The 15,555-nt window shown below is 37.8% G+C and carries 17 protein-coding genes; 12 read left to right on the forward strand and 5 right to left on the reverse strand.

Annotated features, from left to right (window positions below):
• The first annotated feature begins 169 nt into the window (after positions 1–169).
• From ABXZ36_RS12875 to ABXZ36_RS12885, 3 genes are all read left to right on the forward strand, one after another.
• Complete coding sequence (locus tag ABXZ36_RS12875; RefSeq protein WP_354616086.1) at positions 170–736, forward strand: RNA polymerase sigma factor; 567 nt, start codon at positions 170–172, stop codon at positions 734–736.
• 91 nt (positions 737–827) lie between these two features.
• Positions 828–1,592 carry a hypothetical protein gene (locus ABXZ36_RS12880; RefSeq protein ID WP_354616087.1) on the forward strand — a complete coding sequence of 255 codons (765 nt, stop codon included), beginning with the start codon at positions 828–830 and terminating at the stop codon, positions 1,590–1,592.
• Between the two features lie 96 nt (positions 1,593–1,688).
• Complete coding sequence (locus ABXZ36_RS12885) at positions 1,689–2,756, forward strand: porin family protein (RefSeq protein WP_354616088.1); 1,068 nt, start codon at positions 1,689–1,691, stop codon at positions 2,754–2,756.
• 80 nt (positions 2,757–2,836) lie between these two features.
• Here ABXZ36_RS12885 and ABXZ36_RS12890 read toward each other — a convergent pair whose 3' ends face one another.
• A complete protein-coding gene (locus tag ABXZ36_RS12890) occupies positions 2,837–3,034 on the reverse strand; it encodes a zinc-ribbon domain-containing protein (RefSeq protein ID WP_354616089.1) in 198 nt (65 codons plus the stop codon).
• A gap of 115 nt (positions 3,035–3,149) precedes the next feature.
• On the opposite strand from ABXZ36_RS12890, the gene dnaG reads away from it, so the two are divergent.
• The gene (dnaG, locus tag ABXZ36_RS12895; protein WP_354616090.1) at positions 3,150–5,129 is read left to right on the forward strand and encodes a DNA primase; all 1,980 of its coding nucleotides are present in this window, start codon (positions 3,150–3,152) and stop codon (positions 5,127–5,129) included.
• Positions 5,130–5,191: 62 nt separating this feature from the next.
• Here the strand turns inward: dnaG and ABXZ36_RS12900 are convergent, their stop codons facing one another.
• Positions 5,192–5,821 carry a response regulator gene (locus ABXZ36_RS12900; protein ID WP_354616091.1) on the reverse strand — a complete coding sequence of 210 codons (630 nt, stop codon included), beginning with the start codon at positions 5,819–5,821 and terminating at the stop codon, positions 5,192–5,194.
• Between the two features lie 172 nt (positions 5,822–5,993).
• Positions 5,994–6,782 carry an NAD(+) synthase gene (gene nadE / locus ABXZ36_RS12905; RefSeq protein ID WP_354616092.1) on the reverse strand — a complete coding sequence of 263 codons (789 nt, stop codon included), beginning with the start codon at positions 6,780–6,782 and terminating at the stop codon, positions 5,994–5,996.
• Between the two features lie 92 nt (positions 6,783–6,874).
• On the opposite strand from nadE, the gene gldB reads away from it, so the two are divergent.
• From gldB to ABXZ36_RS12920, 3 genes are read left to right on the forward strand one after another with little or no spacing between them, the layout of a single operon-like run.
• Complete coding sequence (gldB, locus tag ABXZ36_RS12910) at positions 6,875–7,837, forward strand: gliding motility lipoprotein GldB (protein ID WP_354616093.1); 963 nt, start codon at positions 6,875–6,877, stop codon at positions 7,835–7,837.
• Between the two features lie 47 nt (positions 7,838–7,884).
• Positions 7,885–8,220: a gliding motility protein GldC gene (gene gldC / locus ABXZ36_RS12915; RefSeq protein WP_354616094.1), complete on the forward strand. Its 336-nt coding sequence runs from the start codon at positions 7,885–7,887 to the stop codon at positions 8,218–8,220.
• Positions 8,221–8,277: 57 nt separating this feature from the next.
• Positions 8,278–8,664, forward strand: coding sequence for a GTPase (locus ABXZ36_RS12920; protein WP_354616095.1), 387 nt, complete (start codon positions 8,278–8,280; stop codon positions 8,662–8,664).
• A 15-nt stretch (positions 8,665–8,679) separates the two neighbouring features.
• On the opposite strand, the gene yihA is transcribed toward ABXZ36_RS12920, so the two are convergent.
• The gene (gene yihA, locus ABXZ36_RS12925; RefSeq protein WP_354616096.1) at positions 8,680–9,306 is read right to left on the reverse strand and encodes a ribosome biogenesis GTP-binding protein YihA/YsxC; all 627 of its coding nucleotides are present in this window, start codon (positions 9,304–9,306) and stop codon (positions 8,680–8,682) included.
• Positions 9,307–9,318: 12 nt separating this feature from the next.
• Complete coding sequence (locus ABXZ36_RS12930) at positions 9,319–10,083, reverse strand: alpha/beta fold hydrolase (RefSeq protein WP_354616097.1); 765 nt, start codon at positions 10,081–10,083, stop codon at positions 9,319–9,321.
• A 266-nt stretch (positions 10,084–10,349) separates the two neighbouring features.
• On the opposite strand from ABXZ36_RS12930, the gene mraZ reads away from it, so the two are divergent.
• The 5 genes from mraZ to ABXZ36_RS12955 are packed head-to-tail and all read left to right on the forward strand — an operon-like array spanning position 10,350 to position 15,518.
• The gene (mraZ, locus tag ABXZ36_RS12935) at positions 10,350–10,814 is read left to right on the forward strand and encodes a division/cell wall cluster transcriptional repressor MraZ (protein ID WP_354616098.1); all 465 of its coding nucleotides are present in this window, start codon (positions 10,350–10,352) and stop codon (positions 10,812–10,814) included.
• Positions 10,801–11,697, forward strand: a complete 897-nt coding sequence (gene rsmH, locus ABXZ36_RS12940; RefSeq protein WP_354616175.1) for a 16S rRNA (cytosine(1402)-N(4))-methyltransferase RsmH — start codon at positions 10,801–10,803, stop codon at positions 11,695–11,697. The genes mraZ and rsmH overlap by 14 nt, the downstream gene beginning before the upstream one ends.
• A 37-nt stretch (positions 11,698–11,734) precedes the next feature.
• Complete coding sequence (locus tag ABXZ36_RS12945; protein ID WP_354616099.1) at positions 11,735–12,052, forward strand: FtsL-like putative cell division protein; 318 nt, start codon at positions 11,735–11,737, stop codon at positions 12,050–12,052.
• Positions 12,052–14,058 carry a penicillin-binding protein gene (locus ABXZ36_RS12950; protein WP_354616100.1) on the forward strand — a complete coding sequence of 669 codons (2,007 nt, stop codon included), beginning with the start codon at positions 12,052–12,054 and terminating at the stop codon, positions 14,056–14,058. The genes ABXZ36_RS12945 and ABXZ36_RS12950 overlap by 1 nt, the downstream gene beginning before the upstream one ends.
• The gene (locus ABXZ36_RS12955) at positions 14,055–15,518 is read left to right on the forward strand and encodes a UDP-N-acetylmuramoyl-L-alanyl-D-glutamate--2,6-diaminopimelate ligase (RefSeq protein WP_354616101.1); all 1,464 of its coding nucleotides are present in this window, start codon (positions 14,055–14,057) and stop codon (positions 15,516–15,518) included. Before ABXZ36_RS12950 ends, ABXZ36_RS12955 begins: the two co-directional genes overlap by 4 nt.
• Positions 15,519–15,555 lie beyond the last annotated feature (37 nt).

A 15,555-nucleotide genomic window follows, 5' to 3' on the forward strand; every position in this document is an offset into this window, starting at 1 on the left:
TCTTAAAGAGAATGGTCTAGCAACACAATGATAAAATTTGATTATTTTATAGTGACCTAACTATCTATAAATGAGGTTTTTTAAAATTAATTAACTTTTTTAACTCCTCCTAGGCAACCTTTTTTCATTTTAACTCGTCTATAGAAATAGAAATCAATACTAAAGCGCTTTGAAAATAATAACCTTTTACACTAACGAAAAATTGCTGATTAAAAAGGCGGCATCAGGTAAGCGAGAGGCACAGCAATGGTTGTATGAAAAACATGCTCCAAAAATGCTGAGTGTGTGCAGGCAGTATATTAGAGATCTTCATTTTGCTGAAGATGTAATGGTTCAAGGATTTTTAAAGGTTTTCACCCATTTGAATAAGTTTAAGTTTGAAGGTAGTTTTGAAGGTTGGATTAGAAAAATAATGGTTAGGGAATGTATTTCCTATCTAAGGAAACGCCATCCTATCATTTTTGACGGGGAGATTCTTGAAAATCATGTACAGGATTATGTTTCCATTGGGTCAGAATTGGAAGTTGAGGAAATACAAACTTTAATAGACGGATTGCCAGAAGGATATAAATTGGTCTTTGGACTCTATGCATTGGAGGGCTACAAGCACAGTGAAATAGCAGAAATGCTTCAAATATCTGAAAGTACGTCAAAGTCACAATTGTTCAAAGCAAGGAAAAGATTGCAGGAGGAACTAAAAGCTTTAGAATTGTCCGAACGAACACATTCACACTAGTTTTTGGACAGTGGAAATTTGAGAATTTATTTGACAAAATTTCAAAGCTTATGCTAATCCCATAGGGTAGTTAAAAAATAAAATAATAATTATGGCACCAATGAAGTTTGAAGAAAAGATGAAAGAAAAGCTCGATCAGCGCACTATAAGGCCATCGGATAAGGCTTGGGAAACAATAGTCTCCCAATTGAATTCTCACAAAGGGTCTAGTAGAAAGAATTCGCTCTTATGGTATGGCATAGCCGCTGGTTTTACTGGAATTATTTTCGTTTCTGTCATCTATTTTATAAATCAAGATCCTTTACCCATTGATCAATTTAATGTGGTGGATATAGAGAAATTGACGGTCCCTACAGAAAAGGTACCACTCGGAAAAAGTGATGCGGAGCAGCAAATGACCCTAGGATCAAAAGAAAATTCAGTGTTGAAAAACGAACCGAAAAACACTATAAGTAACGCTGTAATGAATGTTAAGAACAGTAAAAAGGACTATTTAAATAGTAGGTCTAATTCAGATAGGGCCATGGACATTGCCCAACAGGCTAAAAAGGAGAATCTGTCAGCTCAGACCAATGAGGTCATCAGCGGCAAAATAGTCCAACTGGTGGAGCAAATGGAATTACTAGAAAAAAATCAAATGGAGGTGACCAATGCTGAAATAGATTCCCTATTAAGAAGGGCTCAACAGGAAATAATTCAAGAGCAGCTATTTCAAAAAGGCAAGACCGTGGATGCCTATGCTTTGCTAACGCAGGTGGAAGGCGAAATGGACCAGTCCTTTAGGGACCAGATTTTTGATGCCCTACGCGAAGGATTTTTCAAGGTGCGTACTGCTGTAGCCTCTCGAAACGAATAAAAGTATACTAAAAAATTCATCAATCATTAATCAAGTGCCTCTATCAACCCATTCCAAAAGGGATGGGGATGGAGAGGTGTGCAAATCAGAACAATTATGAGAACATTAAGCATGTTATTAGCAATGATGGTCATGTTGATCATTACAGAAAGTACAATGGCCCAAGAAGTCCGAAAGGATAAGGTTGCGATATTGAAAAATTCTAAAACTAAGGTTGCTGAGCAGGAAAAGGAAGCCTTAAAGGGAGAGATATTGGAGATCATCAAACGCTTCGAGGCTAAAGAGATTACGGAAGTAGAAGCTCAAAACCTAAAAGAGGAGGCAGCAAAGAAAAGGGCGTTGAATATAGAAAATAGATTGGCTATCATTGAGAATGAAATAGCGCTTCTAGAGCGAAATGCTGAGGGGGGGTATCCCATGGTGTCTTCGGATACCTTACGATGGAAACTCAGTTTAGGGGTTGATTTTGATGATAAACCCTTATTGTCCATCAGAACAAAAGAAAAGAACGATATCCCAGAATATGATCGTCGTACCTATTCAGATTTCGTAATGGCCGTAGGTTTGAACAATGCATTAACTGATGGGCAGGGATTAGAGGATACTCCATATAAGATAGGTGGAAGTCGATTTTTTGAGTTAGGCTGGGCATGGCGTACAAGAATTTTTGAAAATTCAAATTTTGTAAGATTGCATTATGGATTTTCTTTTCAATTTAATGGCTTGAAACCAAATGATAATAGCTATTTTGAAACTAATGGAGATCAGACCAATTTAGAAGTATTTCCGTATGACCTTAAGAAAGCTAAATTGAGAATGGATAATCTGGTTTTTCCAATTCACTTGGAGTTTGGACCTTCTAAAATCAATAAAACAGAGAATACCATTCGCTACTCCTTGGACAAGCAATTTAGAATTGGAGTGGGAGCCTATGGTGGGGTTAATATGGGGACTCGTCAGAAATTGAAATACGAAATTGAGGGAGATGATGTGAAGGATAAGCTTAAAAGAGGGTATAACACCACTAATTTTATTTATGGTTTAAGTGCCTATACTGGTTTTGGGGGCACCTTACTCTATCTGAAATATGATTTAAATCCCATTTTTAAAAATGCGGAGGTAGAGCAGCATAACATTTCTTTAGGATTAAGGTTTGATCTGTAATATGAAATAGTTTTTAAAACCCAATGGCGGGTTAATTGCTGTTGATGGCCCGCCTTATTTCTGCGGTAAATTCATTCTCATTATAGGCTTTTTTTGCAGTGGCAGCATTCTACAAAATGGGTGGTATTGATTTTAAAGATGGATATCCAGAAGAGATGAAAATAGGTGGGGATTGAAATAGCGGTTAGGGTATTGGTTTGATGGCAATAAGAAGAAGAAACACCTTTTAACACGTTGGTTTCCCCTGTGCCAGTTTTGGTACCTAGAAATAAAATCATTTATGATTAAAATTTATATAAATGTTCTGCCGAACTAGCGTAAAGTTATGGAATAGATTTATCTTTCAAAAGCGCTCCTATTTTGTTACATTTAACCCTTCTATAAACTACAGCTTTGATTTCAAAATCTACCATAGACCAAGTATACGAAACTGCTAGATTGGAAGAGGTAATTGGAGATTTTGTACAGCTCAAAAAATCTGGTTCCAATTTCAAGGGCCTTAGTCCTTTCACAGATGAAAGGTCACCTAGTTTTATGGTCTCTCCCGTAAAACAGATATGGAAAGATTTTTCCAGTGGCAAGGGAGGGAATGTTGTGGCATTTTTAATGGAACACGAACATTTTACGTATCCAGAGGCTATAAAATATTTGGCTAAAAAGTACAATATTGAAATTGAGGAGACCGAACAGAGCAATGAACAGAAAGAGGAGGCCAACGAAAGGGAAAGCATGTACCTGGTCTCTGAATATGCTCAAAAATATTTCACGGAAACCCTAAAGAAGACAGAATTGGGTAAGGCCATAGGCCTAAGCTATTTCAAGGAGCGGGGTTTTACCGATGAGATCATAGACCAATTTGGTTTGGGGTATTGCTTGGATCAATGGGATGCCTTTACACAAAATGCCTTGGATAAGGGTTATCAGCTGAAATATCTAGAAAAAACAGGGCTCACTATCGTAAAGGAAAATGAAGGTAGTGGAGAATCCAAAAAATTTGATAGGTTCAAGGGAAGGGTCATGTTTCCCATTCATTCTATGAGTGGACGGGTTTTAGGATTTGGAGGTCGAATCCTGACCAATGATAAAAAAGCAGCGAAGTACTTAAACTCACCTGAAAGCGATATCTATCATAAAAGTAAGGTACTCTATGGGATATTCCATGCCAAACAGGCCATCGCCAAAGAGAATAATTGCTATTTAGTTGAAGGATATACTGATGTGATCCAATTTTACCAACGCGGAATTCACAATGTGGTTGCATCAAGTGGAACTGCACTGACGCCAGATCAAATTAGATTGGTGAATAGGCTTACCAAAAACATCACTGTTTTGTTCGATGGTGACGCAGCTGGATTGCGGGCATCTTTGCGTGGAATTGATCTTATTTTGGAACAGGGTATGAATGTAAAGATCTGTACTTTTCCTGAAGGGGAAGACCCAGACAGTTTTTCTAAAAATAATACTTATGAGACTGTTATTACTTACCTGCAGGACAATTCTAAAGACTTTATACAGTTCAAGGCATCGCTTCTGGTTAAAGAAGCGGCCAATGATCCCATAAAAAGAGCTGATACGGTAAGGGATATAGTCAATAGTATTTCTAAGATTCCTGATCGGATCAAAAGGGAAATCTACATTCAGGAATGCGCCAGTATCATGAAAATCTCGGAAGCAGTGCTCTTTAATACTTTGGCGCAGATTGGGAAAAAAGATAGTGCTGAGGCGGCCAAAAACGCACCTCAAAAACAAAGGGCTTTTGAGGTTGTTAAGAACGATAAAAAGGATATTGTAAAGGTAGATGTGCAATATGAGTTGGAACGTAAACTGATAGAGCTCTTGTTGTTATATGGTAACCAGAAGCAAAAGTTTGAAGATTTAATCCTTAAGGAGAATGAGTTCGGGGATTTAGTTTTGGAACCCGAAGTATCCGAGGCCAAAGTGTATGAAAAAATATATCTAGATCTTCAAGAAGATGAGATAGAACTTACCCATGAGCAATTTAAAAACATCTATTACAAATTAATAGAGGGCCTTAATGAAAAAGAGGATTTTGCCATCAATAGTTTTATGGCAGAGCTAGACCAAGAGCTAGTATCCGAAATTTCTTCTATATTAATGGAAGAAGAAAAGTATATGTTGCACGATTGGGAACGAAAGGATATTTATCCTAAAGAGAAAGGAGTAGGGGTTGCACAATTGGTTAGTGAAACCATACTTACCCTTCGTTGTTTTTTGATCAAGAGAAGAATAGACGTCCTACAACAAAATACCCAAAATATGGAGGAAGACCATAGAGAAATTCTTGAAGAAATCATGAACTACTTACAATTGAACAAGTTGTTGAACAAAAAACTCAACAGGGTGCTTTCTTAATTTTTTACATTAAAAAAAAGCCATGGTTTCCTATGGCTTTAGAATATCTATTTAGTGCAATCCTAATAAAGCTCCAAGGCCTTTGCTTGTTGCAGTAAATCTACAAGATTGTCTACATTTAATTTCTTCATCAATCTAGCTTTGTAGGTGCTAACCGTTTTTTCGTTGAGGTTTAAGCCTAATGCCACATCCTTATTTCTTTTACCACTCGCAAGTAATTTTAAGACTTCAACTTCTCTAGAAGATAGTTTTCTGAAAAATCTTCTGGGTTTTTGGGTGCCTTCGTCAAAAGCTAGTCTCTGTGCTAATTCATTGGTAATAAACATATTGCCTTTACTAACCTTTCTTGCAGCTGAGATAATGTAATCTATATCGGCCATTTTTGATAAATAACCATAAGCGCCCGCCCTAATGGTACTAAGTGCATAAACATCCTCTGATTGTCCGCTGTAGATCAAAACTTTAACATCAGGAAAATCCTGTTTTATTTTTCTCAAAGCGGCAATCCCATTGATTTCAGGAATATCCATTTCAAGGATAACCACATCAGGAGTAACTTTTTCTAATTTCTCAAATAATTCAGTTGTACTCGAAACGTCATCAATGACTTCAAAATCTGAAGTAGCATCTAATACGTGTTTGATGCCCATCCGGACAATAGGATGATTATCTGCAATTAAAACTTTTATCATTATGCTTTGTTTTATAGATCTTAACATCTATTACTTCATCACGCCAAAAAATACTGACAAGTAATGTAAGGTTAAAATTTTTAATTCCTTAAACAAATGTTAGTTATTTTTAACAAATCACCCATTTTTTAAGATTTTATTCGTCTTATTTACTCTATTTTCTGCTAAGCGGCTATTTTAGGGCAATGGGTATCTCACAAACGGGTATAGGAATCATCTTATGCCAATTTGCTGAATTAAATTTATTAAAGATACGGAAAACCTCTTTTTCTCTGCCGTTAAAATCACCTTCTTCTTTTCCTTCTTCCTTCATTTTCATAACCCATTCCAATTCAGGGTATGATGCCCCAATTTGGTCCTCATCCGTTCGGTCGTCTCCCCAAAGTCCGTCTGTTGGTGCTGCTTTTATTATTTCTTGATTAATTCCAAGCACTTTTGCAATGTCGTAAACCTCGGTCTTTAACAAGTCTGCTATTGGGCTGAGATCTACCCCACCGTCGCCATATTTGGTATAGAAACCAACACCAAAGTCTTCCACTTTATTTCCAGTACCTGTTACCAGATATCCTTCAAGGGCTGCAAAATAATATAAGGAGGTCATACGCAATCTTGCACGAGTATTGGCCAAAGACATAAACCGATCCTCTTCATTATTCACAGGGGGCAGTGATTTAATTAGTTGATTAAAAACTGGCGTTAGGTTTACGCTATGACTTTTTACATTCGAAAAATCTTGTTTTAGCCAAGAGATATGTTTGGAAGCGCGTGTTACTTGACTTTCCGCTTGATGTATGGGCATTTCTAAACAAAGGAGGTCTAGTCCAGTTTTTGCGCAGAGGGTTGAAGTTACGGCGGAATCTATTCCTCCGGAGATGCCAATCACAAATCCCTTGCATTTTGCGTTAGTGGCATAATCTTTTAGCCAATTTACGATATGATCTATTACTTTTTCAGTTTGCATAGCAGTCCTTTTTAAGTTGAAAACAATTAACTTTGCTCCGTAAAAATAAAGCGTAAGCGCTTAATAATAAAGTGTAGCGGTAATTACTTTAGATGAAAAATTCAATTGTATTCATTTTAGGACTCTGTTTTATAGTTATTAGCTGTGGTAATGACCAAAAAGTAAAGGAAGAGGTTCAGAAGATTAATGTTAATGTAAAGGTATTGCGTTTTGATAGGGATTTTGCTGAAGCAGGGCCTTTGGATATTCCAGTGCTTAAAAATGCATACCCTTATTTATTTCCTGCCCAGTATCCGGATAGTGTTTGGGAAGCCAAATTGAAGGATACCCTTCAAGTTGAGCTACTGTATGAAGTGGGTCAGGTTTTTCCAAATTTTGATAAAGAAACTCATGATTTGGAATTGTTTTTTAAACATGTAAAATTTTACTTTCCAAACATAGACATTCCAACTGTTGTGACCATTACTTCTGATGTAGATTATAATAATCGTGTGATATTGGCCGACTCATTACTGATTATTGGATTAGACAATTATTTGGGGCGAGATCATAAATTCTACGGTGGTATTCAGAAGTATATTTCGTTTAGTTTGGACAGGGATTATGTGGTAACCGATGTGGCTTCAGCATTTGCTAAAAAGGTAAACCCTTCTCCGAGTGATCGTACCTTTTTATCGCAACTTGTATACTACGGAAAAGAGCTCTATTTGAAAGATAAACTTTTACCATTAGAAACCGATGCAAAAAAAATTGGATACTCCCAAGAAGAGTTGGATTGGGCAAAAGCTAATGAGGAAATGATTTGGAGGTATTTTATTGAACGTGAATTATTGTACAGTACAGATACTAAATTGGCAATTCGATTTTTGGATCAGGCGCCATTTTCAAAATTTCAGTTGGAGTTGGATAATGAGTCGCCAGGAAGAATTGGGCGGTTTATTGGTTGGAAAATAATAAGGTCTTTTATGGAAAAGAACGATGTTACTTTACAGCAATTGTTAAGCCTTCCTGCCGAGGAAGTTTTTAAAAGGTCTAAATACAAGCCTAGTAAATAGAGAAAAGCAGTAATGTCAAAGTAATTAATGGAATAAATAGTATTTAAATGTCAAAATTAGAAACATCAGAGATCATCTTAAGGGTTGCCGTAGATGAAAATAGGGTTCCAGAAAAATTGAGCTGGTCCGCACAAGATGGAGGTATAAACAATGAAGAGGCTAAGGCGATGTTGCTTTCCGTTTGGGATAGTAAAAATCAAGAATCCTTAAAAATTGATTTATGGACCAAGGATATGCCCGTGGATGAAATGAAGATTTTCTTTCATCAGACGTTGGTATCGCTTTCGGATACTTTTATGAAAGCCACTCAGGATGAAAAAATGACGGCTACTATGAAGGATTTCTGTGATTATTTCGCTGAGAAACTAGAACTTAATAAATAGGGTTAAATCAACTGCTAGTCGTAAGGATTTCTACTTTGGGAGGACTAATTGTGTACTATGGGAAAAAGAGTGGGAGTAACTCCGAAAGAAAAATTGCTTTTTGTGTATAATGCAAACTCCGGAAAAGGAAATTCCTTCATGGATACTGCCCATAAAATTTTGAGTCCAAAAACGTACGATTGTAACCTGTGTGATATAACTTTTGGGGTATTTGCAGAGAACAGGATCTGGAGAAAGTTTAGGAATGAGTCTTCTTTAGAAATGGAATTTTTACATAAAGATGAATTTTCTAAAGCCTATGCCTCTAAATTTGGGCACAAATTTACATTCCCTATCATTCTTGCTGAAACGGATAATGGATTGGAAGTCTGTGTGGGTACCGAAGAGCTAAATGCACTCAATACACCTGAAGATTTAATCGGTATTCTTCAAAAGGGAGGATAAAGGGGATATAGATCGTTACACTGTGCTATTTTGTATTTCCTTGAAGAATTTTTCGTTAAGGTCATCAATGAAATGCAATAGCTCTTCCCTTCCTACTTCATTAGATGACGAGGTTACAAAATACTGTGGCGCTTCTTCCCATATGCCTGCCAACAAATCCTTTAGGTAAGCCTCAATATGGTTTTCAATAGCCTTTGGTCTTAGTTTGTCTGCCTTGGTAAATACAATGCAGAAAGGGATGGCGTTCTCGCCCATCCATTCCATGAATTCTAGGTCTACTTTTTGGGGTTCGTGTCGGATATCCACCAATACAAAAGCACATACCAGTTGTTGGCGCTCTAAAAAATAATCCGTTATATATTTTTGGAAAGTTTTTTTATCCTTTTTAGAAACTCTAGCGTAGCCATAGCCCGGTAAATCTACCAAAAACCAGTTATCATTGATTTTAAAATGATTGATCAGTTGTGTTTTTCCAGGTGTGCCCGATGTTTTGGCCAAACTTTTCCTTTGGGTTAACATGTTAATCAAGGAGGATTTCCCTACGTTAGATCGACCAATAAAAGCATATTCCGGCAATGGATCTTTAGGGCAAAGGGTCACTTTGGAATTGCTCATTACAAAGTTGGCCGATTTAATTTTCATTTCAATCTTTCTTTAGAAGTTGCGCTTGCTTAACCAAGAGTCCAATAGTGCATTAAATTCTTTGGGATGTTCCATCATGGGGGCATGTCCACATTTTTCTATCCAATAAAGCTCGGAGTCTGGCAATAGTGCGTGGAATTCATTGGCTACATTGGGCGGGGTTACATTGTCATTTTTCCCCCAAATGATACATACAGGCGTGTGCATGTTGGGAAGGTCTTTGGACATGTTGTGGCGTATGGCACTCTTGGCAATAGCCAAAGTTTTTACTAATTTTATCCTATTGTTTACCGTGGCAAAAACTTCATCAACTATTTCTTTGGTGGCCACCTCTGGGTCGTAAAAAACGTCTTGAGCTTTCTTTTTTATGAATTCATAATCTCCGCGCTTTGGATATCCATCGCCCATAGCGCTTTCATATAGGCCAGAGCTTCCCGTGATAACAAGAGCTTTTACCATTTTGGGATAAAGCTTTGTGTGTAGTAGGCCAATGTGGCCACCAAGCGAATTTCCTAAAAGAATAACATCCTTCAACTCTTTGAATTCAATAAAACTTTCTAAGAATTTAGCGAAACTCTTGACATTGGTTTTTAGTAGCGGCATGTCGTAAATCGGCAGCTCTGGAACAAGCACTTTATAACCCTTTTTTGGGAAGTGGTTCATCACGCCGTGAAAGTTGCTTAAGCCACCCATTAGACCATGTAATATAATAATGGGCTTTCCTTCACCCATCTCAATATATCTAAATTTCCCTTCTTTAATTATCTGTTGTTCCATTTAAGGATAGCTTCTGGTCTTAATTGACAAATATAGACAATTCCACATAATGGCAATGCATTTGCGCGAAATGTAAAGCCTGTAATAACTCGCTGTTTTATAGGTGGTTTAGAAAAAGCTACCACTTTTTTTTACGCTATTTATCAGGATGTTACGGTCCAATTTAATTCTAAAAATAAGAAATTTATTAACAATGTGGTAATTTGTGGTAAATAGTGGTAATAATTTCTATATATTTGAGTTATATAAATAAACCGACCTCTTTTGTGATAAGTTTCATAGGGACATACGAGTGTAAAGCCGATGTTAAGGGCAGGATAATGATGCCTGTTGCTCTTAAGAATCAGATGGCCCCTATGCTCTCCAATGGTTTTGTTTTGAAACGATCCGTTTTTCAGCCTTGTTTAGAATTGTATCCCATGGAAGAATGGAATCTTTTGATGGAGCAGATGAACAAAAAAAACCGATTCAAAAAGAAAAATAATGACTTTATCAGACGGTTTTCTGCTGGGGTAAAGGTTGTTGAGGTGGATGCTACGGGTAGGCTGTTGATTCCTAGGAATTTGGCTTCCATAGCTGGTATATCCAAAGATGTGGTGTTGAGTTCGGCAATCAATATCATTGAGATTTGGGATAAAGATAATTATGAAAAAGTAATTGATGAAACTGCAGAGGATTTTGCGGATTTAGCAGAAGAAGTAATGGGGGGTGATGGAGATGAGTTATCATAATCCGGTATTGTTGAAGGAGTCTGTGGATGGACTCAATATTAAAGAGGACGGAGTGTATGTTGATGTTACGTTTGGTGGTGGTGGGCATTCTAGGGAAATACTGAGTAGGTTGGGCAAGAAGGGCAAGTTGTTTGCTTTTGATCAAGACGAGGATGCATTGGAAAATGCCTTGGATGACGAGCGTTTTCAGTTGATCCACGAGAATTTTAGGTACATGACCCAATTTCTGAAGTTCTATGGTATAAGAAAGGTAGATGGTGTTTTAGCCGATTTTGGCGTTTCCTCTCACCAGTTTGATAAGGCAGAGCGCGGATTTTCAACCCGCTTTGATGCGGACTTGGATATGAGGATGAGCAAAAAGAATACAATATCTGCCTATGACGTGGTAAATAAGTATTCCTATGATGAGCTAAGAAGGGTTTTGTTCGAATATGGCGATCTAAGAAATGCCAATGCCATGGCCAAGGTGATTGAGGTTGCTAGATCGGAAACTCCAATACAGACGACAGATCAGTTGAAGGGAGTGTTAAAGCAATTTTTGCCGCCTTCAAAAGAGCATAAAATATTGGCCCAGATTTATCAGGCCATTCGTATTGAAGTGAATCAAGAGATTGATGTAATCAAGGAGTTTTTGACCCAGATGCCTGGAATATTGGAAGTGGGCGGGAGATTGAGTATGATCAGTTACCATTCTTTGGAAGATCGTTTAGTGAAGCGATTTATTAGAGCTGGACAGTTTGACGGAGAGCCTGAGAAAGATTTTTATGGAAATATAGATGTTCCCTTTAAAAAAGTAGGAGGATTGATAGTTCCTTCTAGGGGGGAGATAAAATTGAACAATAGGGCGCGTAGTGCCAAGTTGAGGATAGCGGAAAAGACGTAAACGGTTTGGATTTTTTGGATCAAGTGTATATTAAGGTATGAGAAAAGGAATTTTGGATATTTTAAAAGGTAAGTTTTTGGTGAGCGGAGACGCGCCCAAGAATTGGCTTTTTATCATTTTCGCTTCTTTTTTGGCCACGGTAATGATTGCGAGCTCACATAGCGCGGATAGTAAGGTGCATCGCATTGCGAGTTTAAATGAGCAAGTAAGGGAATTGAGGAGTGAATTTGTAGATGTACGTTCCGATCTGCAAGGATTGAAACTGGAATCGACCATTATGGGATCCTTAGAACTAGACGGATTATATCCATCCGAAACTCCACCAAATAAAATAATAGTAAAGTCGAAAGAATAGTGGCTACAACGGAAAAAAACATATTGACCCGATTGTACATAGTAGTGGGATTTTTCTTCCTATTTGCTATAGCGGTTTTGGTGAAGCTGGTCAGCATCCAAATGGTAGATGGGGACAAGTACCGACAGCTCGCTATGGATCGTACTGAAAAGATGTTTACCATTGCCCCGAATCGGGGCAATTTGTATTCTGATGATGGGAGTTTGTTAGCGACCTCCGTTTCCAGGTACTCCATTCGTTTTGATGCGGAAACAGTGAGCGACAAGGATTTTGAGGAGCACGTAAAACCTTTATCTGATGCCTTGTCTAAAACCTTCAATAAGTCTTCTTCTTATTATCAGCAGTTATTCCGTAAGGCAAAGGCCAACAAGAACAGGTATAAATTAATAGCTCGTAATCTTGATTATTCAGACTACATAAAAGTAAAAGAATTTCCATTGTTTAACAAAGGTCCATATAAGGGCGGGCTAATTGTAGAGCAAAAGACAGTGCGTGAGCATCCATTGGGGAAAATGGCAGAACGCAGTGTTGGTTATGAAAGGGTAGATGAAAATGGCTATTATACCCGTGTGGGGCTTGAAGGAGCTTTCGGAGAATATTTAAGAGGTGTAGAAGGCAAGCGATTAAAACAGAAAATTGCCAAAGGGCAATGGAAGCCTATAGGGTTCGATAATATTGTGGAACCACAGGATGGGTATGATGTGATATCGACAATAGATATCAACATTCAGGATATCGCTCACCATGCACTTTTGGGACAATTAGAAAAATACAAGGCAGATCATGGTTGTGTCATTGTAATGGAGACTAAAACTGGGGAGGTTAAGGCTATATCTAATTTAGGAATCACTAGTGACGGTAGATATTACGAGCGTTTAAATTATGCCGTAGGAGAATCTCATGAACCAGGGTCTACTTTTAAATTGATGTCATTGGTTGCGGCGTTGGAGGATAAGGTTGTGGATACGAGCACTGTGATTGATACAGAAAAAGGTCAATGGCGTATTTATGATAGGACGGTTAGGGATTCAAAATGGGGAGGTTATGGTAAGATATCAGTAGCGAAAGCGTTTGAACTTTCATCTAACACAGCTTTTGCTAAGATGATCCATAATAATTACAAGGATAATCCGGGAAAATTTGTCAATCGGTTAATGAACATGGATCTCCATAAAGAATTGGGTTTACCTATCAATGGGGAGGGCAAACCAGTTATAAGATATCCTGGAGACAAAGGATGGTCTGGAATTTCTTTGGCATGGATGTCACATGGATATGAGGTTTCGCTTACCCCATTGCAGACATTGTCCTTCTATAATGCAATTGCCAATGATGGTGAAATGGTAAAGCCCAGATTAATCAAAGAGGTTAGGGAATGGGATAAAACAATATTAAAGTTTGAGAAGGAGGTTATCAATCCGTCCATTTGCTCCAAAGAGACCGTGAACAAGGTACAACAACTTTTAAAGGATGTTGTGGAAAAGGACTATGGTACTGGCCACAGCTTGTATTCTCCTAATTTTTCAATGGCTGGAAAAACAGGTACTTGTCAAAAAGATTATGTATCCAAGGATCCTAACAAGCTAAAGTACATTTCTACGTTTGCCGGTTATTTTCCTGCGGATAATCCAAAATACTCCTGTATCGTGGTTATTCATGAGCCAGATAAAAGTGTGGGATATTATGGGGCAGATGTATCTGGACCAGTATTTAAGTCCATAGCCCAAAAAATCTATGCTACAAATCCATTGACAGATGAGATTGAAGATGTAAGGCCAGAGGAAGTACAGTTGGATAAAAATTACGAACAATACTATGCAAAAGCGCAGCGAGATTATAAGATTCTTCCAAATGTAAAGGGCATGAGCGGTATGGATGCTGTGGCACTTTTGGAAAATTTAGGGATAGAAGTAGAGGTAAAAGGGTATGGTAAGGTGAAGACCCAGTCAGTAACCCAAGGAACAGAATTGATTAAAGTAAAGAAAATAATATTGGAACTTTCATGATGTTGTTAAAAGACATATTGTATGGGGTTAGCCTTTCCGCCGTTAGCGGCAGTACCAATGTTATGGTAAATACTATTGTTTTTGATTCCAGAAAAGTGCAGTTAGATGATGTTTTTGTGGCCATTAGGGGAACGGTAACAGATGGTCATAAATATATCGGACAGGTTGTTGCGGCAGGCGCTAAGGCAATTATTTGCGAGGAGCTTCCCTTAGATATGGTAAATGGTGTTGTTTATGTGGAGGTTGACAATGGCAATAAGGCATTGGCAATAATGGCTTCCAATTACTACGGCAACCCATCTAAAAATCTCAAATTAATAGGGGTTACCGGTACCAATGGTAAAACAACCGTCAGTAGTCTTTTGTATCAGTTGTTTAAAAAGGCCGGTTTTAAAGTAGGTTTAATTTCTACTATTAAAATAATGGTAGATGAGGAAGTTTACACGACCAGCCATACAACTCCAGATGCGTTGACCATTAACTATCATATGTTTTTAATGAATGAGGTGGGGGTTGAGTACTGTTTTATGGAGGTGAGTTCCCATGGGATTCATCAAAAAAGAACAGAGGGCTTGGTGTTTGCCGGTGCTATTTTTACGAATCTCTCTCACGACCATTTAGATTACCACAAAACCTTTGCGGAATATAGAAATACCAAAAAAATATTGTTTGATAAGTTGCCTAAAACGGCTTTTGCCCTTACCAACATAGATGATAAAAATGGGTTGGTAATGCTTCAGAATAGCAAAGCCAGAAAATTTACTTATGCATTAAAATCTTATGCGAATTATAGAGCACAGATTTTGGAGAACCAATTTCATGGCCAATTGTTAAAGATTGATGGTGATGAAGTCTGGTCTAGGTTAATAGGGGATTTTAATGCTTACAATATGTTGGCCATCTATGCCACGGCTGATCTTTTGGGATTGCAGAAATTAGAGATATTGAGGTTGATGAGTGAATTGGAAAACGTTGATGGCCGGTTTCAATATTTTATATCAAAAAATAAAATAACAGCAATAGTCGATTATGCCCATACGCCGGACGCATTAAAAAATGTACTTATTACGATAAATGCATTGAGGACTGGAAATGAAAAAGTCATTACCGTAGTGGGGTGCGGTGGTGACAGAGACAAGTCTAAACGTCCGGTTATGGGTTATATCGCTACAGAATTAAGTAATCAGGCAATCTTTACCTCAGATAATCCTCGTACGGAATCGCCTGCGCGGATTATTGAGGAAATGGAGGAAGGGGTAGAAGCGCAAAACCTACACAAGGTGCTTGCCATTGAGAATAGGGAGCAGGCAATTAAAACAGCCTGTCAATTGGCAGAAGTCAATGACATTATTTTGATAGCTGGCAAAGGTCATGAGACCTATCAGGAGACCAATGGGCTGCGTGTAAATTTTGATGATTATAAGAAAGTGAAGGAATTATTAATGGTTTTAAATAAGTAGCATTTCCATTTTCTTTTGGGAAAGACGAAAATAGAAA

This window comes from Sediminicola arcticus (assembly GCF_040566695.1).
In the GTDB taxonomy this organism is placed as follows: Bacteria; Bacteroidota; Bacteroidia; order Flavobacteriales; family Flavobacteriaceae; genus Sediminicola; species Sediminicola arcticus.

Bases quoted from the DNA above. Each gene is read 5' to 3' on its own strand.
- ABXZ36_RS12945 (WP_354616099.1), top strand. From the start codon at position 11,735: ATGAGAAAAGGAATTTTGGATATTTTAAAAGGTAAGTTTTTGGTGAGC.
- ABXZ36_RS12930 (WP_354616097.1), bottom strand. From the start codon at position 10,083: ATGGAACAACAGATAATTAAAGAAGGGAAATTTAGATATATTGAGATG.
- ABXZ36_RS12955 (WP_354616101.1), top strand. From the start codon at position 14,055: ATGATGTTGTTAAAAGACATATTGTATGGGGTTAGCCTTTCCGCCGTT.
- ABXZ36_RS12890 (WP_354616089.1), bottom strand. From the start codon at position 3,034: ATGATTTTATTTCTAGGTACCAAAACTGGCACAGGGGAAACCAACGTG.
- nadE (WP_354616092.1), bottom strand. From the start codon at position 6,782: ATGCAAACTGAAAAAGTAATAGATCATATCGTAAATTGGCTAAAAGAT.
- gldC (WP_354616094.1), top strand. From the start codon at position 7,885: ATGTCAAAATTAGAAACATCAGAGATCATCTTAAGGGTTGCCGTAGAT.
- rsmH (WP_354616175.1), top strand. From the start codon at position 10,801: ATGAGTTATCATAATCCGGTATTGTTGAAGGAGTCTGTGGATGGACTC.
- ABXZ36_RS12900 (WP_354616091.1), bottom strand. From the start codon at position 5,821: ATGATAAAAGTTTTAATTGCAGATAATCATCCTATTGTCCGGATGGGC.
- yihA (WP_354616096.1), bottom strand. From the start codon at position 9,306: ATGAAAATTAAATCGGCCAACTTTGTAATGAGCAATTCCAAAGTGACC.
- ABXZ36_RS12885 (WP_354616088.1), top strand. From the start codon at position 1,689: ATGAGAACATTAAGCATGTTATTAGCAATGATGGTCATGTTGATCATT.
- ABXZ36_RS12880 (WP_354616087.1), top strand. From the start codon at position 828: ATGGCACCAATGAAGTTTGAAGAAAAGATGAAAGAAAAGCTCGATCAG.
- gldB (WP_354616093.1), top strand. From the start codon at position 6,875: ATGAAAAATTCAATTGTATTCATTTTAGGACTCTGTTTTATAGTTATT.
- ABXZ36_RS12920 (WP_354616095.1), top strand. From the start codon at position 8,278: ATGGGAAAAAGAGTGGGAGTAACTCCGAAAGAAAAATTGCTTTTTGTG.